General features: G+C 62.9%; 21 protein-coding genes, 1 tRNA gene and 1 riboswitch. Of the genes, 10 read left to right on the top strand and 12 right to left on the bottom strand.

Features of this window, described 5'->3' with window-relative positions; genetic code table 11:
* Positions 1-48: 48 nt before the first annotated feature.
* Positions 49-1,815 (bottom strand): Na+/H+ antiporter, encoded by a 1,767-nt coding sequence (locus CFR76_RS11605; protein WP_110557171.1) that lies wholly within the window; start codon positions 1,813-1,815, stop codon positions 49-51.
* Between the two features lie 281 nt (positions 1,816-2,096).
* Between CFR76_RS11605 and CFR76_RS11600 the strand changes: the two genes are divergently transcribed.
* Both CFR76_RS11600 and CFR76_RS11595 read left to right on the top strand, forming a co-directional pair.
* The gene (locus CFR76_RS11600) at positions 2,097-3,038 is read left to right on the top strand and encodes a DnaJ C-terminal domain-containing protein (RefSeq protein WP_110557170.1); all 942 of its coding nucleotides are present in this window, start codon (positions 2,097-2,099) and stop codon (positions 3,036-3,038) included.
* Complete coding sequence (locus CFR76_RS11595) at positions 3,035-3,364, top strand: chaperone modulator CbpM (protein ID WP_025439436.1); 330 nt, start codon at positions 3,035-3,037, stop codon at positions 3,362-3,364. The genes CFR76_RS11600 and CFR76_RS11595 overlap by 4 nt, the downstream gene beginning before the upstream one ends.
* A gap of 45 nt (positions 3,365-3,409) precedes the next feature.
* Here the strand turns inward: CFR76_RS11595 and CFR76_RS11590 are convergent, their stop codons facing one another.
* The gene (locus CFR76_RS11590) at positions 3,410-3,814 is read right to left on the bottom strand and encodes a hypothetical protein (protein WP_025439435.1); all 405 of its coding nucleotides are present in this window, start codon (positions 3,812-3,814) and stop codon (positions 3,410-3,412) included.
* A gap of 239 nt (positions 3,815-4,053) precedes the next feature.
* On the opposite strand from CFR76_RS11590, the gene budA reads away from it, so the two are divergent.
* The 5 genes from budA (at position 4,054) to CFR76_RS11565 (ending at position 11,069) form a co-directional block, all read left to right on the top strand.
* A complete protein-coding gene (gene budA / locus CFR76_RS11585) occupies positions 4,054-4,857 on the top strand; it encodes an acetolactate decarboxylase (RefSeq protein ID WP_025439434.1) in 804 nt (267 codons plus the stop codon).
* Positions 4,858-4,937: 80 nt separating this feature from the next.
* Complete coding sequence (alsS, locus tag CFR76_RS11580) at positions 4,938-6,629, top strand: acetolactate synthase AlsS (protein WP_025439433.1); 1,692 nt, start codon at positions 4,938-4,940, stop codon at positions 6,627-6,629.
* Between the two features lie 203 nt (positions 6,630-6,832).
* Positions 6,833-8,566 carry a D-lactate dehydrogenase gene (gene dld, locus CFR76_RS11575; RefSeq protein WP_110557169.1) on the top strand — a complete coding sequence of 578 codons (1,734 nt, stop codon included), beginning with the start codon at positions 6,833-6,835 and terminating at the stop codon, positions 8,564-8,566.
* A gap of 139 nt (positions 8,567-8,705) precedes the next feature.
* Entirely contained in the window at positions 8,706-10,400 is a 1,695-nt protein-coding gene (locus CFR76_RS11570; RefSeq protein ID WP_110557168.1) for an alpha-keto acid decarboxylase family protein, read from the top strand.
* Positions 10,401-10,649: 249 nt separating this feature from the next.
* Positions 10,650-11,069, top strand: a complete 420-nt coding sequence (locus CFR76_RS11565) for an NUDIX hydrolase (RefSeq protein WP_110557167.1) — start codon at positions 10,650-10,652, stop codon at positions 11,067-11,069.
* A 71-nt stretch (positions 11,070-11,140) separates the two neighbouring features.
* Here CFR76_RS11565 and CFR76_RS11560 read toward each other — a convergent pair whose 3' ends face one another.
* The 3 genes from CFR76_RS11560 to CFR76_RS11550 all read right to left on the bottom strand — a co-directional run bounded on the left by CFR76_RS11560 (position 11,141) and on the right by CFR76_RS11550 (position 14,097).
* Positions 11,141-11,323, bottom strand: coding sequence for a hypothetical protein (locus CFR76_RS11560; protein ID WP_110557166.1), 183 nt, complete (start codon positions 11,321-11,323; stop codon positions 11,141-11,143).
* 266 nt (positions 11,324-11,589) lie between these two features.
* The gene (locus tag CFR76_RS11555; RefSeq protein ID WP_110557165.1) at positions 11,590-12,573 is read right to left on the bottom strand and encodes a phosphotransferase enzyme family protein; all 984 of its coding nucleotides are present in this window, start codon (positions 12,571-12,573) and stop codon (positions 11,590-11,592) included.
* Between the two features lie 45 nt (positions 12,574-12,618).
* Positions 12,619-14,097, bottom strand: a complete 1,479-nt coding sequence (locus tag CFR76_RS11550; RefSeq protein ID WP_110557164.1) for a carbohydrate porin — start codon at positions 14,095-14,097, stop codon at positions 12,619-12,621.
* A gap of 262 nt (positions 14,098-14,359) precedes the next feature.
* On the opposite strand from CFR76_RS11550, the gene moaB reads away from it, so the two are divergent.
* The gene (gene moaB, locus CFR76_RS11545; protein ID WP_110557163.1) at positions 14,360-14,914 is read left to right on the top strand and encodes a molybdenum cofactor biosynthesis protein B; all 555 of its coding nucleotides are present in this window, start codon (positions 14,360-14,362) and stop codon (positions 14,912-14,914) included.
* Positions 14,915-14,939: 25 nt separating this feature from the next.
* The gene (locus tag CFR76_RS11540; protein ID WP_110557162.1) at positions 14,940-15,518 is read left to right on the top strand and encodes a DJ-1/PfpI family protein; all 579 of its coding nucleotides are present in this window, start codon (positions 14,940-14,942) and stop codon (positions 15,516-15,518) included.
* 92 nt (positions 15,519-15,610) lie between these two features.
* Here CFR76_RS11540 and folE read toward each other — a convergent pair whose 3' ends face one another.
* From folE to metZ, 3 genes are all read right to left on the bottom strand, one after another.
* The gene (gene folE, locus CFR76_RS11535) at positions 15,611-16,216 is read right to left on the bottom strand and encodes a GTP cyclohydrolase I FolE (protein ID WP_025439424.1); all 606 of its coding nucleotides are present in this window, start codon (positions 16,214-16,216) and stop codon (positions 15,611-15,613) included.
* A 57-nt stretch (positions 16,217-16,273) separates the two neighbouring features.
* Complete coding sequence (gene apaG, locus CFR76_RS11530) at positions 16,274-16,684, bottom strand: Co2+/Mg2+ efflux protein ApaG (RefSeq protein ID WP_110557188.1); 411 nt, start codon at positions 16,682-16,684, stop codon at positions 16,274-16,276.
* Positions 16,685-16,767: 83 nt separating this feature from the next.
* Positions 16,768-17,970 carry an O-succinylhomoserine sulfhydrylase gene (gene metZ / locus CFR76_RS11525; RefSeq protein ID WP_110557187.1) on the bottom strand — a complete coding sequence of 401 codons (1,203 nt, stop codon included), beginning with the start codon at positions 17,968-17,970 and terminating at the stop codon, positions 16,768-16,770.
* Positions 17,971-18,097: 127 nt separating this feature from the next.
* A riboswitch (SAM riboswitch) is annotated at positions 18,098-18,178 on the bottom strand.
* A gap of 115 nt (positions 18,179-18,293) precedes the next feature.
* Here metZ and CFR76_RS11520 point away from each other — a divergent pair.
* Positions 18,294-18,367, top strand: a tRNA-Gly gene (locus tag CFR76_RS11520).
* Between the two features lie 68 nt (positions 18,368-18,435).
* On the opposite strand, the gene CFR76_RS11515 is transcribed toward CFR76_RS11520, so the two are convergent.
* The 4 genes from CFR76_RS11515 to CFR76_RS11500 all read right to left on the bottom strand — a co-directional run bounded on the left by CFR76_RS11515 (position 18,436) and on the right by CFR76_RS11500 (position 21,515).
* Positions 18,436-18,939, bottom strand: a complete 504-nt coding sequence (locus tag CFR76_RS11515; RefSeq protein ID WP_244191903.1) for a hypothetical protein — start codon at positions 18,937-18,939, stop codon at positions 18,436-18,438.
* 109 nt (positions 18,940-19,048) lie between these two features.
* A complete protein-coding gene (locus tag CFR76_RS11510; protein ID WP_110557161.1) occupies positions 19,049-19,741 on the bottom strand; it encodes a PqiC family protein in 693 nt (230 codons plus the stop codon).
* A complete protein-coding gene (locus tag CFR76_RS11505; protein WP_110557160.1) occupies positions 19,738-20,703 on the bottom strand; it encodes an MlaD family protein in 966 nt (321 codons plus the stop codon). The genes CFR76_RS11510 and CFR76_RS11505 overlap by 4 nt, the downstream gene beginning before the upstream one ends.
* Positions 20,703-21,515, bottom strand: a complete 813-nt coding sequence (locus tag CFR76_RS11500; protein ID WP_110557159.1) for an ABC transporter ATP-binding protein — start codon at positions 21,513-21,515, stop codon at positions 20,703-20,705. The genes CFR76_RS11505 and CFR76_RS11500 overlap by 1 nt, the downstream gene beginning before the upstream one ends.
* Positions 21,516-21,517 lie beyond the last annotated feature (2 nt).

Raw genomic sequence — 21,517 nt, 5'->3', positions numbered from 1 at the left:
TGGTCATGCGCGGTGCTGTCGTGGGTATAGGGATGCGGGCTGTCCGTGTCAGTGGGGCATTGCCCCGGCCATGCGTTCGCCGGTGGGCTGTATTGCGGTTCCATGGTCCGCGTGGTGCAGGCTGTCGGGACGCGGCAGGGAGCGTGCCTCGATCTGCAGTTCCTGTTCAATGAAATCCAGTTCCTGGTTGATGGTCCATTCGGTTTCGTCATTGATGTGCTTCTGGACCACGCGCATGTGCAGGCGTTCGCGCATGTGCCGGATGATACGGAATCGCAGCGCCAGTTCGGCGCGTTTTTCCCGTATGGCGGTGGCGCGGATGCTGGCTTCCGCGGCACGGGAATTGTCCAGCCGGTGCACGGTGTCCTGATATTCATGCAGCAGGCGGCCGATGGCTTCCTGTTTCAGGTCCAGCGATTCCTCGTGGCCAGGCAGGTCCTCGAGTTCCTGCTGCGCCAGCGCCGCCTGTTCGGCATGCAGGGTCTCGATCGCGGTCTGCGCGAGTTCGATGCGCATCATGTCCAGTTCATGCAGGGTGGGGTCTTCCTCATCCGTGCTCATGCCATGCAGCAGGGGCGGGATGGCGAGGCTGGCCAGCAGGAGCGAGCAGATGATGACGCCCGCCGCCAGCGTCACCAGCAGGTCGCGCCCCGGAAAGCCTGGCCCGGACAGGGACGCCACCGGCAGCGACAGCACGGCCGCAAGCGTAATGGCCCCGCGCGTGCCCGCCACCGTCATCAGCAGCACGGTGCGGATGGACGGGACGACGGTCTTGCGGTGGCGGAAATGGGCGAAAAGCCGTCGTGCGGAAATGGAGATCCAGATCCACGCGAAGCGGATCAGGCTCATCATGAGCTGGATCCCCCCGATGGCCAGGATCAGGAACCATGGCGAGACACCGCCCGCGCGTGCGATCGCAGCGCCGCCGTTCACCAGGTCGGGCAACTGAAGCCCCAGCAGCAGGAAGATCACGGCATTGAAGGTGAAGTTCACCATGTCCCACACCGTGGTGGCCTTCAGGCGCGTCTCGGTCCGGGCCTCGTTCATTACGCCGGTGAACTTGACGGTCATGCCCCCCGCCACGGCGGCCAGGATGCCCGAACACTGCAGCGCGTCGGCGGTCAGGTAGATGCCGAACGGCAGCATCATGGCCAGCGTGATATGGGTGGGCGGGTCGTCATACCCGCGCACCAGCAGCATGTGTTCCGCCCGGCAGGCGGCCCATGCGCAGGCAATGCCGATCACCACCCCGCCGGTGGACATGAAGATGAAGCTGCCCAGCGCCTGCTGGAAGGAAAACAGCCCGGTCATGGCCGCCGCCACCGCGAATTTGAAGCACACTAGCCCCGATGCGTCGTTCAGCAGCGCCTCCCCATGCAGGATATGCACCACGCGCGCGGGCGCGCGGCCCCCTTCGATCATGCTGCCGACCGATACCGCGTCGGTGGGGGACATGACGGCGGCCAGCGCGAAGGCCGCGGGCAGCAGGATGGGCGGGATCAGCCAGTGGATGAAGTAACCGCAGACCAGCGTGGTAAAGACCACCAGCCCCAGCGCCATCATGATGATGATGTTCCGCAATTCGCCAAATTCGCGCATCGGCATGCGGTAGGCATCGGCATAGAGCAGCGGCGGGATGAACAGCAGCAGGAACATGTCGGGGTCGAAGCCGATATTCAGCCCCGCCAGCGCGGCGATCGCCCCCACCCCGATCTGGATCAGCGGCAGGGGTACGGGGATGCGCCCCACGCGTGAAATCAGGCTGCTGATCCCGGTGACGGTCAGTAATGCAAGGGTGATGAAAACGGCATGCATCTGCAGGGGGTCTTTTTTATATTGCTATTGTTGTCGGCAAATACTTCATTTTTGATTTAATTAAAAATACAAAAAATGTTATTTCGAAGTCGCTGTTTTGTTATTTTCTTCTGCCTGCCATGCAGGAAACAAACATTTCCCCCCGCTTTCATTGACCCGGCCCCCCCCAATTCCCATTATCGGGACAAGAGGGGCCGCAAGGCCGGATTCATGATGTTCGGGACGATAACGGGCGTGGCGCAGGCCGGGCTGGCAGCTTCCGACGGAGGGATGATTTTTAAGTGAGCAAGGATCCATACGAAGTACTCGGCGTCGCCCGCACGGCAAGCCAGGATGATATCCGCAAGGCCTATCGCAAGCTGGCCAAGAAATATCATCCCGACCTCAACCCCGGCGACAAGGTGGCGGAGGAGAACTTCAAGGCCGTGGGCGCGGCCAATGCCCTGCTGTCGGACGAGGAACAGCGCGCCCGCTTCGACCGGGGCGAGATCGACGCCGCCGGGCAGGAACAGGGTTTCGGTGGCGGGCGTGGCGGCTACCGCAACCATGCCGAAGGGGCGCAGGGCTTCAACTACGGCGGCGGCCAGTTTTCGGAAGATGACCTGGGCGATATTTTCGGCACCATGTTCGGTCAGGGCGGCGGGGCCGGCTTTGGCGGGGGGTTCCGCCGCAGGCCACAGGGGCCGCAGCCGGGGGGCGACCGGCAGTACGCGCTGACCGTAAGCTTCCTCGATTCCGTCAACGGCGGCACGTCGCGCATCACCCTGCCCGGCGGCGCGCAACTGGATGTGAAGATCCCCGCCGGCATTACCGACGGCCAGGTCATGCGCCTGCGTGGCAAGGGGGACCCGGGCGTGCAGGGCGGTCCCCCCGGCGATGCGCTGATCACCATCACCGTCGCCCCGGACAGCACCTATACGCGGGACGGCAATGACATCCGCATGTCGCTGCCGGTGGACCTGAAGACGGCGGTGCTGGGTGGCAGCATCACCATCCCCACGCCTGCGGGATCGGTCAAGATGAATGTCCCGCCCCATTCCGACAGCGGCAGCGTGCTGCGCCTGCGCGGTCGCGGGGTCAAGGCGCATGGCAAGCAGGAAGCAGGCAACCTGTACGTCAGGCTGGTCGTGACCATAGGCAAGGTGGACCCCGCCCTTGAAGCCTTCCTGAAAGGCACGGACGCGGATGGGGCGAAGGAGCAGGCAAAGGACAAGAAGGCATGATTACGCTCGAAACCCTGTGCGTGCGTATCGGCAACGTGCCGGCGGACGAGGTGCAGGGCTGGATCGACAGCGACTGGCTGCGCCCCGAAGGGGTGCGCGGGCATTACCTGTTCCGCGAGATTGACGAGGCCCGCGCCCGCCTGATCCTTGAACTGCGCGATGACATGGGCATCAACGCGGAAGGGATGCCCGTCGTCCTGTCCCTGCTCGACCAGCTTTACGCCGCCCGGCGCCAGATGCGCCGCCTGCGGGAGGCCATAAGCGTCCCGCGTGAAAACGAACTGCGCAGCCGGGTGCGCGCCCTGCTTGCCAGCATGCAGGACTGACCGCATGACCCCCATGCCCGGACCGGCATGGGGGTTTTCTTTTGCTTAATCCGCGCGGCTGAGCGGCAGGTCCATCTTCTGGCCCGGCTTTTCGCCCTGCATCTGCAGGTCGGCGGCGTTGGGCGATGTCAGGCGGAACACCGCGCGCGGGTTGTCATTCACCGACCGTAGCGACGTGTCGTCCTGCACCTTCATTTCAATGGCGCGTCCGGTCAGGCCGGTAATCTTGCCCAGCGAGTCCGGCAGGCGCAGGTACAGCCTTGCCGCCGGGCCAAGCGCCTTGTTGGCGCTGATGGTGACGGGCTGGAGGCCAAGCGCCGTCCAGTTTCCGGTATAGGCGCCCGGGCCATAGGGGGGCTTGGGGTCCGTGCCGTCGGCGCGGGCAATCGTACTGCCCCCGACAATGCCGCCCAGGGCCAATGCGGCAAGCGCCATGTGGAATGGTTTCATCAATACAGTCTTCCTGATCTGATTTCGGCTTTCACAATGGCAGGTGCGCGCCCCTGTGGGCAAGCGCGGGCGCTGCACGCCAGTCCCCACGGGCGGGAACCGGCAGGGCATGATCCATATTTTTAATATATGGAAATAGCCTTGAATATATATTGGACGTACGAACCCGCCTGCTTCACCATCCCCTGGCAATCACACATGACCGGGAAGTGCGGCGCCCATGGGCGTACTGTCACCCGATGCAGGAGACTCAGGTCTTGAAGCTGAAATGCTACTCGGTAGGCGACGTCGATACCCGTTCCAGCGCTGCGGATACGGCCGGCGTGCGCCCGCGCATGAACCGCCTGTACCAGACATCCACCATGGCCGCCCTGCTTGATGCGGTTTATGATGGGGAAACCACGCTTGATGAACTGCTGATGCACGGCAATTTCGGGCTGGGCACGTTCAACGGGCTGGATGGCGAGATGATCGTCAATGACAGCGTGATCCACCAGTTCCGCGCCGATGGCCAGGCGGGCCGCGTGCCCGGTGACCTCAAGACCCCGTTCGCCTGCGTCACCTTCTTCAACCCGGAGAAGGAATACATGATCGACACGGCGCAGGACAAGGAAGGCTTCGAGGCGATTGTCGACCAGTTGGTCAACAACCCCAACCTGTTCGCCGCCGTGCGCTTTACCGGCATGTTCGAACGGGTCGAGACCCGCACCGTGTTCTGCCAGTGCCGCCCCTATCCGCCCATGCTGGAAGTGGTGGCCCGCCAGCCGACCATGCAGTTGGGGGCTTCCACCGGCACCATGCTCGGCTTCCGCACGCCGGGCTACATGCAGGGCGTGAACGTCGCGGGCTACCACCTGCACTTCCTGACGGAAGACGGGCGTCGCGGTGGCCATGTGACCGATTACGCCGTGCTGAAGGGCAGGCTGGAAGTGGGCGTGATTTCCGACGTGGAAATCCAGTTGCCCCGCACGGAACAGTTCGCGCGCGCCAACCTGTCCCCCGAAAACATTCACGAAGCCATTCGCGTGGCTGAAGGCGGCTGAGGGGTTTTCCCCTCCCGCTTCCTTGAATTGACCGTCCGCGCCCTGGCTGCGGCGCCTACCCGTTCAGGATACCTGAAATAATGACTGACAAGAACAAACCGGCCGCGCCCGAGTGCGGGGCGGACATGATCGTGCGCAACCTGGTCGCACATGGCACGACCCACGTATTCGGCATTCCGGGTGCGAAGGTGGACCGCCTGTTTGACGCGCTGGTGGACAGCCCGATCGAGACGGTGGTGACCCGGCACGAACAGAACGCCGCCTTCATCGCCGGTGGCATCGGCCGCCTGACCGGCAAGGCGGGCGTTGCCATCGCAACCTCCGGCCCCGGCGCGTCCAACTTCGTGACCGGCCTTGCAACCGCCAATTCCGAAGGCGACCCGGTGCTGGCCATTGGCGGCGCGGTGAAGCTGGCCGACCGGCTGAAGCTTACGCACCAGAGCATGGATACCGTCGCCCTGTTCCAGCCGATCACGAAATACAGCGCGGAAATCACATCCCCCGCCGCCGTGTCGGAATGCATTTCCAACGCCCTGCGCTTTGCCGAAAGCGGGCGTCCGGGTGCCGCCTTTGTCAGCACGCCCATGGATATCCTGTCCATGCCGGCCGAAGGCAAGGTGCTGTCGGGCCGCAAGGTGCCCGCCGCCGGGGCCGCCCCGGCCGAAGCGGTGAGCGAGGCGCTGGCGCTGGTGCGCAAGGCGCAGCGTCCCGTCATCCTGCTGGGCCTGCTGGCCAGCCGTCCCGATGTGGCCGACGCCGTGCGGGCGCTGGTCGCGACCACGGGCGTGCCGGTCATCGGCACCTACCAGGCGGCGGGCGCGGTGTCGGAAGACCTGTCGGACCGTTTTGGCGGTCGCGTCGGCCTGTTCCGCAACCAGCCGGGCGACCAGCTGCTGCATGAGGCGGACCTGGTGATCTCGATCGGCTACAACCCGATCGAATATGACCCGTGGCTGTGGAATGTCGATAACGGCCGCAAGATCGTCCATATCGACGTCGTCCCCGCCGAACTGGACACGCATTACGACCCGGCGGTGGAACTGGTCGGTGACATTGCCGCCTCCGTGCGCGCCCTTGCGGCACAGGCGGGCAGGCTGCCGCGCGCGCCGCAGCTGGAGGAAATCCTGTCGCAGTACCACGCGACCCGCCTGGCCGCGCTGTCGGGCGCGCGCAGCACCTCCAACACGGCGGTGCATCCGTTGCAGATCGTGCGGGAGCTTGAGCCGTTCGTGACCCCCGATGTCACGATGTGCCTGGACATGGGCACCTTCCACATCTGGCTGGCGCGTTACCTGCTGTCCTTCCGTGCGCGCCAGATGCTGATCAGCAACGGCCAGCAGACCATGGGCGTCGGCCTGCCCTGGGGCATCGCCGCAAGCCTGGTCAACCCGGCGCAGAAGGTGATCTCCATTTCCGGTGACGGCGGCTTCATGATGTCGTGCATGGAACTGGAAACGGCGGTGCGGCTGAAGTGCAACCTGATCCACATGGTCTGGGTCGATCAGGCCTACAACATGGTCGAGATGCAGGAAAAGAAGAAGTACGGCCGTGGTTCGGGCGTGGAATTCGGGCCGATCGACTTCGCCATGTTCGCGCGTTCGTGCGGGGCGCACGGCATTTCGGTGCGGTCCGCCGACGGGATCGCCAGCGCAATGCGCGAAGCCATGGACATCGAAGGCCCGGTCGTGATTTCGGTGCCGGTTGACTATTCCCAGAATCACCTGCTGATGAAGCCGCTGGCGACACTGGGTGAGACATCGGCCGCCGCATAAACCGGCCGCATGCGTGATGCGAACGGCCCGCCACGCCCTGACCGGCGGGCGGGCCGTTCTGTTTGGACATGTGACATCGGCATTTTATGCGCACGTCGTCCGATGCGGAACATGCCAGACTGTGAAACGCCATTTTGGAAATGCGGCATGGCCCGGCCATGGGCTGCCGGCAGGTTCCGGAATGGGATTGAGGAACGAATAAAATGCTGAAAGCGGCACAGGACATGTCATCTACTGCGGGCGCGCAACTGGTTACGGAACTCCAGCAGGTCGTGGGACACCACCATGTGCTGACCGAGGACGGGGCAACCCTGCCGTACCGCCGCGGGTTCCGTTTTGGCGAGGGCCGCGCGCTGGCTGTGGTCATGCCCGGTTCGCTGGTGGAACAGTGGCGTGTGCTTCAGGCCTGCGTGAAGGCGGGTGTGATCGTGATCATGCAGGCGGCCAATACCGGGCTGACCGGCGGCTCCACGCCCGATGGCGATACCTATGACCGCGACGTGGTGATCGTGCACAGCATGCGCATGCGCGCGATCCACCTGATTGGTGGAGGAAAGCAGGTCGTGTGCCTGCCCGGCGCCACGCTGGACCAGCTTGAAAACATGCTCAGGCCCATCGGGCGTGAACCGCATTCGGTCATCGGCTCGTCGTGCATCGGCGCGTCGGTGTTTGGCGGTGTCAGCAACAATTCCGGTGGCGCGCTGGTGCGCCGTGGCCCGGCCTATACCGACATGGCGCTGTTCGCGCAGGTGTCGGACAAGGGCGAACTGCAACTGGTCAACCATCTTGGCATCGAGCTGGGCCGCGACCCGGAGGAAATCCTGAAGCGCGCGGAAGAAGGCAACTTCCCCGAAGCCAGCATCAACTGGAACGCAGGTCGCGGGCATGATGACGATTACGCCACCCATGTGCGTGACGTGAACGCCGACACCCCGGCCCGCTACAATGCCGACCTGCGCCGCCTGCACGAAGGGGCTGGCTGTGCCGGCAAGCTGGGGCTGTTCGCCGTCCGCCTTGATACGTTCGAGGCGGAAAAGGACCCCGTCGTCTTCTATATCGGCACCAACCAGACCGATGTGCTGGAAGACGTGCGCCGCCACATCCTGTCGTCCTTTGCCGAACTGCCGATCGCGGGCGAATACCTGCATCGTGATGCGTTCAATATCGCCGAAAAATACGGCAAGGACACCTTTGTCATCATCCGCATGATCGGCACGAAGCGCCTGCCGGCCCTGTTTGCGATGAAGAACGCGTTTGACCGCCTGGCGGACAGGATCGGGTTCCTGCCCAAGCATTTCAGCGACCGCTTCATGCAGTTCATGAGCCATTTCTTCCCCCAGCACCTGCCCGCGCGCATGCGTGACTACCGTGACCGCTTCGAGCACCACTTGATGCTCAAGGTCAGCGCGTCGGGCGCGCAGGAAGCGCGGGATTTCCTGAAAAGCCATTTCGCGACGCATGAGGGCGATTTCTTCGAATGTACGCCCGATGAGGGATCGAAGGCGTTCCTGCACCGCTTTGCCGCGGCGGGTGCCGCCGTGCGCTACCGCAACGTCCATACCGACACGACCGAGAACATCGTGGCGCTGGACGTGGCCCTGCGCCGCAACGACCGCGACTGGTTCGAGGTGCTGCCCAAGGACATCAATGACGAGATCATCGTCAAGCTGTACTACGGCCATTTCCTGTGCCACGTGATGCATCAGGATTATGTGGTCCACAAAGGCTATGACTGCATGGCGCTGGAACACCGCATGCTGCCGCTGCTGGACAAACGTGGCGCGCGGTACCCGGCGGAACATAATTTCGGGCACCTGTATGCGGCGCCCGATGACGTGCTGGCGCATTACCGCCAGCTCGATCCATGCAACTGTTTCAATCCGGGCATTGGTCAGGCCACCAAGCGCCGGAACTGGGTTGCCGAAAGTGTAGGGTGAGAAGCAGGCCGCGCACGCGGCCGCCCTTGCTGTCCTTTCGGCATGATGGCCCGGTTGCGGGCCATCCATGTGGTTCCCCCATGATGGGGAAAGGGCGCGGCCTGCCGCGCCCCCACACAAGGGAAGGAAAGTCTGAATAATGACGTATACAGTTGGCCATTACCTTGGTGAACGCCTGGCGCAGATCGGGCTCAAGGATCATTTCGCGGTTGCGGGCGACTACAATCTTGTCCTGCTTGACCAGCTTCTTGAAATTGACGGCCTGCGACAGGTTTATTGCTGCAATGAACTGAACTGCGGTTTCAGCGCGGAAGGCTATGCCCGCGCGAACGGGGCGGCGGCCGCCGTCGTCACCTTCAGCGTGGGCGCGCTGTCGGCGCTGAACGCCATTGGCGGCGCGTATGCCGAAAACCTGCCGGTCATCCTGATTTCGGGTGCGCCCAACTCCAACGATCATGGCAGCGGGCATGTCCTGCACCATACCATTGGCACGCCGGATTACGGCTACCAGCTTGAAATCGCCAGGCGGCTGACCTGTGCCGCGGTCTCGATCACCTCGGCCGGGGATGCGCCGGTGCTGATCGACCATGCCATCCGCACCGCACTGCGTGAAAAGAAGCCGGCCTATATCGAAATTGCGTGCAACATCTCATCCCAGCCATGCCCGCGCCCCGGTCCGGTGGGCGCGATCCTGACGGATGCGCCGTCCGACCCGGAAACGCTGAAACTGGCGATTGATGAACTGGCCGACTTCATTGCCGCGCGCAAGAAGCCGGTCATGCTGGTGGGCAGCCGCCTGCGTGCCGCAGGCTGCGAGGACGCGGCCATCCGCCTGGCTGATGCGCTGGGCTGCGTCGTGACCACCATGGCCGCCGCCAAGAGCTTCTTCCCCGAAGACCACCCGGCCTATGCCGGGACGTACTGGGGGGATGTCAGCAGCCCCGGCGCGCAGCAGATCTTTGACTGGGCGGATGGCGTGCTGTGCCTGACCCCGGTATTCAACGATTATTCCACCGTTGGCTGGACCGCGTGGCCCAGGGGCGACAACGTGGCGCTGATGGATACGCGGCATATCGCGGCCGGAGGCAAGGCGTTTGACGGCGTGCACCTGCGTGACGTGATCGAAGGCCTGATCGGGCGGCTGAAAGGCCAGCCGAAAAAGGATGCGACGCTGGTTGAATACCGCCGCATCAAATCTCTCGACGCGCCGGTGGTGGCCGCCGACCCCAAGGCACCGCTGGTACGCGCTGAAATGGCCCGCCAGATCCAGGGGCTGCTGACGTCCGATACGTCTGTCATCGCCGAGACCGGGGATTCCTGGTTCAACGTCATGCAGATGAAGCTGCCGCGCGGCGCGCGCGTGGAACTGGAAATGCAGTGGGGCCATATCGGCTGGTCCGTGCCCGCTACCTTCGGTTATGCCGTGGGGGCGCCGGAACGCCGGATCATCGCCATGATCGGCGACGGGTCGTTCCAGCTTACGGCGCAGGAAGTGGCCCAGATGGTGCGTCTGAAGCTGCCCGTGATCATTTTCCTGGTCAATAACCGTGGCTACACCATCGAAGTCGAGATTCACGATGGCCCGTACAACAACATCAAGAACTGGGATTATGCGGGTCTCATGAGCGTGTTCAACGCGGAAGACGGCCACGGCAAGGGTTTCCGCGCGACAACCGGCGCTGAAATGGAAAAGGCCATTGCCGCCGCCGTCGCGAACAGGGAAGGCCCGACCCTGATCGAATGCGTGATCGACCGCGACGATTGCACCAGCGACCTGATTTCGTGGGGCCGCCGTGTTGCAACCGCCAACGCCCGGCCGCCCGCCGCGCGCTGATCACAAACGGCCGTACTGCTGTAACGGGATCATATGGGGGGTGCCTTCGGGTGCCCCCTTGTCGTATGGGGTGCGTTTTTCAGCGGCCGTTTTAAGGGCCTGCGAATGACAAAAGACTGCATAAAAAATGATAAAAGTTTTTGGGTACTGCCTTTTTTAAAAAGCTTCACCAAAAATTTCTTTATGATTTCAAGGACATCTCATAGGCAGATTTTTGGAACAGTCACCTGAAGGGGAAAAGGTAGGAATATGACAACCATGACCGGCCCGCGCGTGGGATGTGGTGCAGCCATTGTGGATGAAGGGGGCCGTATCCTGCTGCTGCGACGCCTGAAACAGCCGGAGGCCGGATGCTGGGGCCTGCCCGGTGGCAAGGTAGACCCCTATGAGACCACGGCCCAGGCGGCGGAACGTGAAATTGCGGAGGAACTGGGCATCACCATCCAGGCGCGCGACCTGCTATGCCTTGTGGAGCAGATGGATGCCGGTGCCGGGTATCACTGGATTTCGCCCGTCTATCTGGTCACGTCATGGCAGGGCGTGCCGGCGCTTATGGAACCGGACAAGCATGAAGGCCCGTGCTGGTACGCGCCTGATGCATTGCCCATGGATCTGACCGAACCAACCCGCCACGCCCTGGCGGCCCTGAGGATGCGATCAGGAAAATAATGTCAAAGTTTGACTTTTATCGTGGTCGGTCTACGGCCCATGCGGTCAACTGGCCCCATGGCGCAGGCAGGTCAGGCATTGTCGGTGTTGGTCGCCAGCGTGCGGGCGTAATCGCGCAGGGCGCGACGGTGGCGGGAATAGATCATCCGCGTGGTCTGGGACCGGGTCGGGACTTCATCGGGTGCCACGGACAGGCCAGCGACGACGGGGGGAACTGCCGGGGCCGAGGCGATCGTGTCAACTGCAGGGGTCATTGCTGTTTTTCCGTTATGTGCCAAGGACGGGACGGGCTCCGGTGAATCGGGTTGTTAACCGAACGACACATTACCTAACGTCCATACATGTCAGGAATGAGGCATAAAAGACATACCACGTGGGAAATGCGATTCTGTAAGTCACATTTAATTGATCTCATGCAACCAGATGGCATTCTGTCCCGCGCATTACAAAAGTTTCCAAAAAGTAATGTGGCCGCTTTTATCGTATGGATGAATTAAAAAAATATCTAATTATCCCGCTTTCAGCCGATATCGCGCAGCAGTTGCCCCCGTGCCCACGCATGGCATAACCCCAGCGTGCGGTCGAACCAGTCGGGGCCAAGGCTGTGGACCTGCCGTGTATCGCGATGCGTGCCGGTCCATGCCAGAAGCTGGATGCGGCGCTGGATAACAAGGGCGGGCAGGATGTCCAGGTCCGCCTGCGTGATGGCGCCCGCCGTGCTGTAGCCGCGCAGCCAGTGGTCGACCCAGCGCGGGGCATGCGGGTGGTCTTCATGGAAACTCAGCGCCGCCGCAAGGTCCTGCATGAACCAGCTTATGCCGCAGTCATCAAAATCGATCAGGCGTGTATGCGTGCCGCTGACCAGCAGGTTGGCCAGCCGCAGGTCGGCATGGATCAGCCCGAATCGGTGGGATTGCGTGCCATAACCGGCCAGTTGCGCATCAACCTGCCGCACGCACCGCGCAATCAGGCCGCATGCGGGTGCGGTCATGCCCGGCGCCCTGTCCCATCGTCCCCACAGGGCGCGGGGGCCGGTCATGGTGTCGGGTGTCCAGGCCTTGCGGATGAACCCCACAGGGCGCACCCAGTGGCGGCTATGACCATGCAGGCGTGCGGTAATGCGGCCCAGCCGGTCAAAGGCCGCGGGATCAATGTCCGGCGTGGGTTCGGTGCCATCCATCCATGCAAACAGGACCGCATGGCGCGTTACCCCGTCATCACACCGCACGCTACGCAGGGTCAGGCCGTCATCGGCGGGGATGGGGAGGGGAACTTCCAGCCCCGCCGCGTGCAGGGCGTCAAGCCATGCCAGTTCGCTGCGGATTTCGGGCGCGCTGTGATAGCCGGGTCGGTGCAGGCGCAGCGCATAACGTCGCCCATCGCCCGCGTCGATCCGGAAAATGACATTTTCCGAAATGGAGAGCAGCGTCGCCCGCGCACGCGGCAGGTGGTAATCGACCAGCGCCGCACGGGCCTGTCGGTAAAGGAGGGCTGGATCGGTCATGATCCGCCCCCCATACCGTGGGAAGCCCCGTTGATGAAGGGTGCGTTACAGGATGCAGTTGAACTGCAGCCCCATCACCGCCGCGTCATGATAGGTCGTGGTGCCGCCGGGGCGGTTGATGTACTGGAAGTCCGGCTGGAAGCTCATGCCGCGCGCGGTGTGGATGTTGTAGAACACTTCGTACACATCCTCATGCGTCTGGATGCCCCATGCCTTGCCCCACTGGTTGGTCAGGAACGGCGTGCCCGCCAGGACCGAGGATTCCTGCTGCAGGACGGATGCGCGGCTCATTTCGAAATAATGGAACATCGCCCCCACCGTATCGAGTGGTCGGCCCCATCGTGCGCCGGTTTCCACGATGCCGGCCCATGCGTGGTACTTCATCGCCGAGACCTTGCCCGACGTATACATGATGCCCGTCAGCGCAATCAGGCCGTTGGTCGGGCCTGCGCCGTTGCGCATGAACATCTGGTCCGCCTGGAACCATGCGGTGCTGACGCCCGACTGCTTGCGGAACGGCAGGTGCGTCAGCACGGCGGAATTGCCGTTGATGTCCTGGTACAGGTCGCTGTACTGCGAATTGTCGTAGCCGTAGCCCGCCTTGTAGTGACCGGCCAGATGATGACGACCGAATTCCGGCAGCCAGCCGAATTCCACCGGGGTGGAGAATTTGCCAAGGCCGCTCTGCGCCCAGGCCCAGCCCGAAATGCCACCGTTATAGGAATGCGGCGATACCGCGAACATGCTGGCCATGATGTAGGTATCGACCGTCGGCATGACGCGGGCCACCACCCCTAGGTTGCCCGAAGGCCAGTCACGGCCACCCGGCACGTATTTGCCCGGCGCGGGGTTGCCGCATATCGACACGTTCATGAAGTCACAGAACAGTGGGGACGCGGCGAAGAAGCTGCCCACAGGAATCCAGCCCGCGCTGATATCCAGCCGGTTATGGAACAGCGACTGTTCGGCATACATGTACACCAGATGGGCGACCACGTTGCCACGCGCGCCGTAGATCTGCTGCACGCCGCCGAGGGAATCGTGGATGTTGTCCGTGCTCTCGTTACGGCCATGGCCGTTCACGATCATGGTATGTGTCCAGAAATTCTTCGGCGCGCCGGCCAGCTTGTGCCAGTCGATATCGATTTCCACGCCGACCTGCCCCGCATCGGTCACGCCCTGCTGGGCGCCGCCGCGGAAGTTGCCTGCCAGTTCCTCATGCACGTCGGCCTCGATATGCACGCCATGTTTCAGCAGGAACGGCTGTATCCCGGCCCAGTCCCCGAAAAAATGCTGGTTTCCGTAGGGCGCGCTGAAAAACGATCCCGGATCGTTCACATGGACATTACGTCGCGAATTGACATTAAGGCTGGGCTGTGAGCCGATCACGCCCTGTCCTTCGCCGGGTATGGCCTGTGCCGATGCGGTTTCACCCTGGGCAAAAAACGCAAGAAGAACCAGGGACAGCGGTGCAAAAAATCGGGAGAATGTTCTGATCATCCGCGTATCGATAGCATATTTCATGCCGAATATAAACCTTGGCAGGGGAATTATGTAAAAACTAATGTTTTGTAAAATAACGGTAAAGGATTTTTTTTTGTTATATCAATAGATTTATATAAAATGTTATTATTCATATGTATGTTTTTTTGTGCAATGCACAAATACATCAGATTTTTGTGTTTGTTCTCACATATTACTCATTATTTCCCTGTCGGAATGACGGCGCATGCCCCTGCCGCGATGCCCGTTGACGGCATGGCGCGGGAATGGTGAACATGGTCCCATGTCGCGACTTGATATGAAAAAACCCTTCCTGCCCGTCCGCATCGCGGTGCTGACGGTATCCGACACCCGCACGCCGGAAACGGACAGATCCGGCGATATACTGGCCGCGCGCGTCACCGCCGCGGGCCATGTGGTGGCCGCGCGCGCCATCGTGCCCGATGATGCCGGCCGCCTTGCCGCCACCCTGTCGGGATGGATCGCGGACAGCCAGGTGGATGTCGTCATCTCGACCGGCGGCACGGGGGTGACGGGCCGCGATGTCACGCCGGAAGCTTTCGATAAAGTGATCGAAAAACGGATCGAGGGATTCGGTGAACTGTTCCGCATGCTGTCCTACCAGAAAATCGGCACGTCCACGATCCAGTCACGCGCGCTGGCGGGGGTCGCGAACGGGACCTACCTGTTCGCGCTGCCCGGGTCATCGGGCGCGGTGAAGGACGGGTGGGACGACATACTGGTCTGGCAGCTCGACAGCCGCCATGTGCCCTGCAACTTTGTCGAACTCATGCCCCGGCTGCGTGAACACCTGTCCCCGGACGGCCATCACGACTGACCGGATAACGGGAAGGAAACGGATAATGAGCGCACCAAGGCTTCTGCTGCTGGCTGGCGATTATGTCGAGGATTATGAGGTCATGGTGCCCTATCAGGCCCTGACCATGCTGGGCTACCGGGTTGATGCGGTCTGCCCCGGCCGCAGGAAGGGCGAGCATGTCCTGACCGCCATCCATGATTTTGAGGGCGCGCAGACCTACAGCGAAAAGCCGGGCCACCGCTTTGCGCTGAACGCGACCTTTGATGACATCCGTCACGCCGACTATGCCGGCCTTGTCCTGCCCGGTGGGCGCGCGCCGGAATACCTGCGGCTGGACCCGCGGGTGATCGAACTGGTCCGCGCCTTCGCCGACCGGCCCATTGCCGCGATCTGCCACGCGGGCCAGCTTCTGGCCGCCGCCCGTATCATTGCCGGGCGCAAGGTTTCAGCCTATCCCGCCTGCCGTCCGGAAGTGGAACTGGCGGATGGCATCTATGCCGATATCGCGCTGGATGCGGCCGTGACCGATGGCAGGCTGGTCACGGCCCCGGCATGGCCCGCCCACCCGGCATGGCTGGCGCAGTTCATCGCCGTGCTGGGGGCGAAAGTCAGTCTTGAATAAAGAGGTTTTTGGTGAAGCTTTTTTAAGAAGCCTCAAAAGAACGCCGCCTTTTTGAAAAAAGGCGGCACCCAGAAACGTCTGTTTCTTATCAATCAGATACCGCTGCTGTTCATGGCCGGGCGGTTGAGGATGGACAGGAATTCGCGCCGCGTGTCCGAATTGGTGCGGAAGGTGCCCAGCATGCGGCTGGTGACCATCGATACACCGGGGCGATGCACGCCGCGCGTGGTCATGCACTGGTGTGACGCCTCGATCACCACGCCCACGCCATAGGGCTGGAGTTCCTCGTTGATGGTGTTGGCGATCTGGGCCGTCAGCCGTTCCTGGATCTGGAAACGCCTTGCATAGGCGTCCACCACGCGGGCCAGCTTGGAAATCCCCACCACCCGCTTGCGCGGCAGGTAGGCCACGTGGGCCACGCCAATGATGGGCACCATGTGGTGTTCGCAATGGCTCTCCACGCGGATATCGCGCAGCAGCACCATCTCGTCGTAATCGTCGACTTCGGAAAAGGTGCGGCGCAGCAGGTCGACCGGGTCTTCGGCATAGCCGCAGAAGAATTCGTCATAGGATTTGATGACGCGCTGGGGCGTGTCACGCAGTCCCTCGCGGTCGGGATCTTCACCCGCCCAGCGCAGCAGGGTGCGGACGGCCTCCTCTGCTTCCGTGCGGGAGGGGCGGGAATCGATGGAAGTCATGCTGTCGGTTCTTGTTGCATGGGCGTATCCGGCACGGACACGCCGCAGAGGGAAAATTCAGTGAAGGACAGTGGGGTGATGCGGGCTGTCCAGGCTGAATACGGGAATGCTGACATCGAAATGCTGCCGGCTGGCGGGGCGGATCATGTGGTACATGCCCCCCATGAAGCCGGTTGGCGTTTCAAGGGCGGCCCCGGACATGTATTCGAAACTGGCGGCGGCGTCGATAAGGGGTTGTTCCCCCACCACGCCGTCGCCTTCCACGTGGTCGATCCGCCCCTTCCCGTCCACGATGCGCCAGCTGCGGCGTAGCAGCTGGATCGGGTCCGTGCCGTGGTTTTCGATACGGACCCGGTATGCCCATACATAACGGTGTTCATCCGGTTCCGACTGGTCATCCAGCCAGAAGGTCTGGACAACCACGCGCACATTGTCGGTCGTCGCCTCGAAACAGGGGGTGTTGTCCAGTGTCTCGCCCAGCGGGGAGTCCGCTCCTTCCCCGCCGGGGGGAGGGAAAGGCCTGTCCTTGCTCATGGAGGGAAGCTCCTTGCTTACCGGTTGCCCAGCGCCGCGATGCCGCGCTTGAGGTCATCAATCAGGTCGTCGGCATCTTCCAGCCCGACGGAAAAGCGGATCGCCCCGTCGGTAATGCCAAGGCGGGCGCGTTCCTCGGGGGCGAGCTTCATGTGCGTGGTCGTGGCCGGATGCGTGACAAGCGAGCGCGCGTCACCCAGGTTGTTGGAAATCGAGATCAGGCGCAGCGCGTTCATGAAGGCGAATGCCCCTTCCTTGCCGCCCTCGACCTCGAACGCCACCAGCGTGGAGCCGGCTGACATCTGCTTTTTCGCCAGTTCATACTGCGGGTGGTCCTTGCGGCCGGGATAGAAGACGCGGGCAATGCCGGGCGCTTCCGCCAGGAAATCCGCCACCTTCGCCGCATTCTGCGTCATGGCGTTCACGCGCAGGGCCAGTGTCTCGATGCTTTTCAGCATGACCCATGCATTGAAGGGGGAAAGGCTGTTGCCGGTATTGCGGGTGAAGGGGCGCAGCACCTCGTCAATCCACTTGGCATTGCCCAGCACCGCGCCCCCCAGCACGCGGCCCTGCCCGTCGATATGCTTGGTGCATGAATACACCACCACGTCAGCGCCCAGTTCCAGCGGTTTCTGGTACAGCGGGGTGGCGAACACGTTATCGACCACCACCGTCGCCCCGGCCTTGTGCGCCAGGTCGCAGATCATGCGGATGTCCAGCACATCCAGCATCGGGTTGGACGGGCTTTCCAGCAGCACGGCGCGCGTGGGCTTGCCCAGCGCGTCCTTCCACGCGGCCATGTCGCCGCCATCAACGAATATGGTTTCCACGCCGTAGCGCGGCAGCAGCTCGGCCACGATCCAGTGGCATGACCCGAACAGCGCGCGCGACGCCACCACCCGGTCGCCCGCGCGCACCTGCGCCAGCAGGGCGGAGGAGACGGCGCCCATGCCCGTGGCGGTCAGCACGCAGGCTTCCGCGCCCTCAAGGTCGCACAGGCGGCGTTCAAGGTTGGATGTCGTCGGGTTGCCAAAGCGTGAATACTGGTAATGCGAGACATCGCCCGTAAACGTACCCTCGGCCTGTTCCGCGCTGTCATAGACAAAGCCGGAGGTCAGGAACATCGCCTCGCTGGTTTCGCCATAGGGGGTACGTTCAAGGCCCGCGTTGATCAGGCGGGTGGCGGGGCGGAAAGATTTGGGATCAGGCTGGTCAGTCATGGCGGATGGTAATTCCTGTGAACGGGGATGGGCGTGAAGACGGGCAGGGGCCTGCGCCGGTCCGATCCGGCAGCCCATTTCCCCAAAGGGCGGTTCACGACCGTGGAAACCATGATGCCCGCGCCCTTGCGGGCGGGATCAGGCCTCTTTAGCGCGTATGTTTTACCTCGCCGCAAGCCGGCCGCATCAAATCACGAGGGCCTGGCGGGCACGCCCGCCAGACATCAATGCTTATTGCGGATCAGGGCAGGGCACGTCAACTGCCGCCCATATGGCGGGGTGATTGCATCCGTCGGGCTTGTGCAGTATAGAGGGGCGAAGATGCGGGTGTAGTTCAATGGTAGAACGGCAGCTTCCCAAGCTGCATACGAGGGTTCGATTCCCTTCACCCGCTCCATCCATTCCCAAGAAGCATCATATCCAGCCGGTCCGGCCTGCAATATCCGCACCATAAGGCAGCGGTGGCTACCGGCCTGCCGGCGCGGGGGATGGCCCGGCCGCCGCCTGCGTATCGATATAGGTCGCGCCATTCCAGATCCAGCGATCCATGTCATCAACCAGCAGGTCATGCATGCCGCCATGCATCTGCGGGGTAATGGTGATCGGCCCGCTGACGGAATCCAGCACCAGTGTCCATTTGCGCCCATCAGGCAGGTACACGGAGGTGGAACACCCCGCCGACCCGCACAGGCTGGCGGATTGCAGTTGTACAAACAGCGCCATGCGGCGCGGGTTGTCCGATAGCTGGCCTGATCCGGTCAGCAGGACGGGCTGTTCATGCTGGTTCGCGGCGTCATGCAGGTCCTGCGTCACTAGCCTGCGCGCCTGCCGGTCCAGTTCGGTGCCGGGATGCTGCGCCAGGATGACCGGCCCGCTTTCCGCCCACGCCGCACCCATGCCCGCCAGAAATGCCACAGACAGGCCGGCGATGGCGACCGCCCTGCGAAGAAAAGGGAAAAAGCGGGGCATGGCGGATACTCCGGCCGGGGAACAGGGTTGCGCACCCAATGCCTTTCATGCCGAAAGGTTCCCCATCCATGCGCGCCGGGGCAGGACCGCCCCCTGTCCCGCTACAGGGTCAGTTTCTTGTGTGGCGGTGGAATGTCATGGCGGTCTGTGGCGTTGTGCTGGCCGTGCCGCCCGTGCTGGGCCAGCTTGCCTCGATCCGGTCGCTCAGCTCATTCAGCAGGTTTTCGGTCACCTTGGCGATGTTGGCGTTGCTGCCCGTATTGCCCTGCGTGACGATGGTGGCGCGGTTACGCAGGATGGAGGCGCGCGAATCCTGCGGAATGATGGCCCAGTCCGCATTCAGGGCGGACTGGCCATCGCGGCTGACATCAAGGCGGCTGATATTGAGCTGCAGCCGCCATGTCGGCCGGTCAGGCTGGGGCAGGTCGGTTACGAACAGGTTCGGCCATTTCTGCGCCAGCCGCGCCGTGATCAGGTCGGTGGCCCCTACCGACAGGCGGCTGGCCCAGCGGCCCAGCCCGCTGCGTTCGATCTCGTGGCCATTGCGCACCATGATGTCCTGGCTGTCCAGGTAGTCGGGCATGCGCGCGCGTTCGACCTCGATTACGGGCGTGCTGTCCGTGATGGGCTGTGTGGCGGTGCTTTCAGCACCCACGGCAACGGCGGGCGCGCCAAGGGTATAGAAACGTACCGGGGCCGAGGAACACGCCGACAGCATGACTGCCGACAGCAGTAACCCGCCACTTGCCCGCAGGGCCGGATACAGACGTGAAAGGGAGACGGCGGGCTGGCGCGTTTTCATTTATTGCGTCCCATCAGCAGAAGTTGCGGATTACTTTCGACTTCATTGGCGAATCCGCGCAGCCCGTAGCCTGCTTCCATAATATCACGCATCGTATCGTCCAGACTGAGCCTGTCACGTGATTGCGGGTCGGTCAGCGTACGCAGGCTGGCCAGGGTTTCATGCGCCTGCGTCATGGTCTGGCGGGTATTGGCGATCAGTGCCAGAAGCTCCGTCCGCCGTGCGGCGAACTGCTGGCTGTTGGCGGCGATCAGCCGGTCCAGCTTGTTGATGGTCACGCTGGCGCGGTTTTCCACATCCGCGATGGCGGCGCGGATATGGGTGACCGCGTCCTCGCTATGCGCGGATGTCGCGCGGATGCTGGCGATCATGCCCGGCAGGTCACGGTTCATGTCTTCCGCCAGCTTGTGGATGCTGGCCATCGCGGTCTGCAGGTCATGGTGCAACTGCTGGACCGAGATTGCGACCAGCGTGTTTTCCATCTGCTGCAGCGCCGTCTGCCCCATCGGTATTTCCGTCAGGTCCGTGTTCACCAGCCCGGGATGCAGCAGGGCTGGTACCCTGGGGGCAAGGTCGAGGTCAAGTTCGGTCTGCCCGGTGACAAGGCTGTGCAGCGTCATTTCCGCCCGCAGCCCGTTGGCGATCAGTTCGGGCAATGGCGGCAGGTCGCTGTGGCCGGGCGCATGGTCGGGATCAAACAGGATATAGACCGGCATATAGGTATGGTGGCTGGCCGGATCGACCTTGACCGTAATGCGTTCGACGGCCCCCACCGGCACGCCCCGGAAATTGACGGGCGAGCCGACATCCAGCCCGTTGGTCGGGCTTTCAAAGATCACCAGCGCCTCGGTGGTGCGGCCGGGCAGGGGGAGCGACCCTTTCACGCCCAGTATGACGAGCGCAATGGCCGCAACCCCCAGCACGGCTGAACCGATCAGCGTCTGCCTGCCGGGCATGGGCATTACCCGTTTCCGGCGGAGCTGGAGCTGTCCAGCTGTTCACGGTGCATGAAGGCATGGACCATCGGGTCGGTGCAATGGTCGCGCAGCCAGCGCGGCGACCCGTGGGCGATGGCGGTCTTCTGGTCGGCGTCAAGGAAGATGCCGTCATCGGCGATGTGGAACAGGCTGGACAGTTCATGGCTGACGATGATGATTGTCGCCCCCAGCCCGTCGCGCAGGTTCAGGATCAGTTCATCCAGCCGGGCGGATGTGATCGGGTCAAGCCCGGCGGAGGGTTCATCGAAAAACAGGATGTCGGGGTCCAGCGACATGGCGCGCGCAAGGCCCGCGCGCTTGCGCATGCCGCCACTCAGCTCGGAGGGGTACTGGTCAATGGCGTGCAGCATGCCCACCAGCCCCAACTTGAGTTCCACAAGCTGGCGGATCACGTCCGGTTTCAGCTTGGTGAACATCTGCATGGGCAGGGCGACGTTCTCGCCCACAGTCATGGAACTCCATAGCGCGCCGCTCTGGAACAGGACGCCGAAACGCCGTCCGATGCGCACGCGGCTGGCGTCGTCGCCGGCCCAGTAATTGTCCTTTCCCACCAGGTAGGTGCCATGGGTGGGGCGCAGCAGGCCGATCATGCTCTTGAGCAGGGTGCTCTTGCCGCAGCCCGACCCGCCCATGACCGCAAAGATGCTGCCACGCTTCACGCGAAAGGACACGTTGTGCTGGATCACCTTGGGGCCGAAGGCCAGCGTCACGTCATCGACGGAAATCATCACCGGGCGGTTATCGGTGGCGGCCATCTGGGTGTTCGTATCATTCATGG

It is taken from the genome of Komagataeibacter swingsii, from assembly GCF_003207895.1.
GTDB lineage: Bacteria > Pseudomonadota > Alphaproteobacteria > Acetobacterales > Acetobacteraceae > Komagataeibacter > Komagataeibacter swingsii.
Note: the sequence above shows the minus strand (reverse complement) of the source record. Positions and strands in the feature narration are given on the sequence as shown.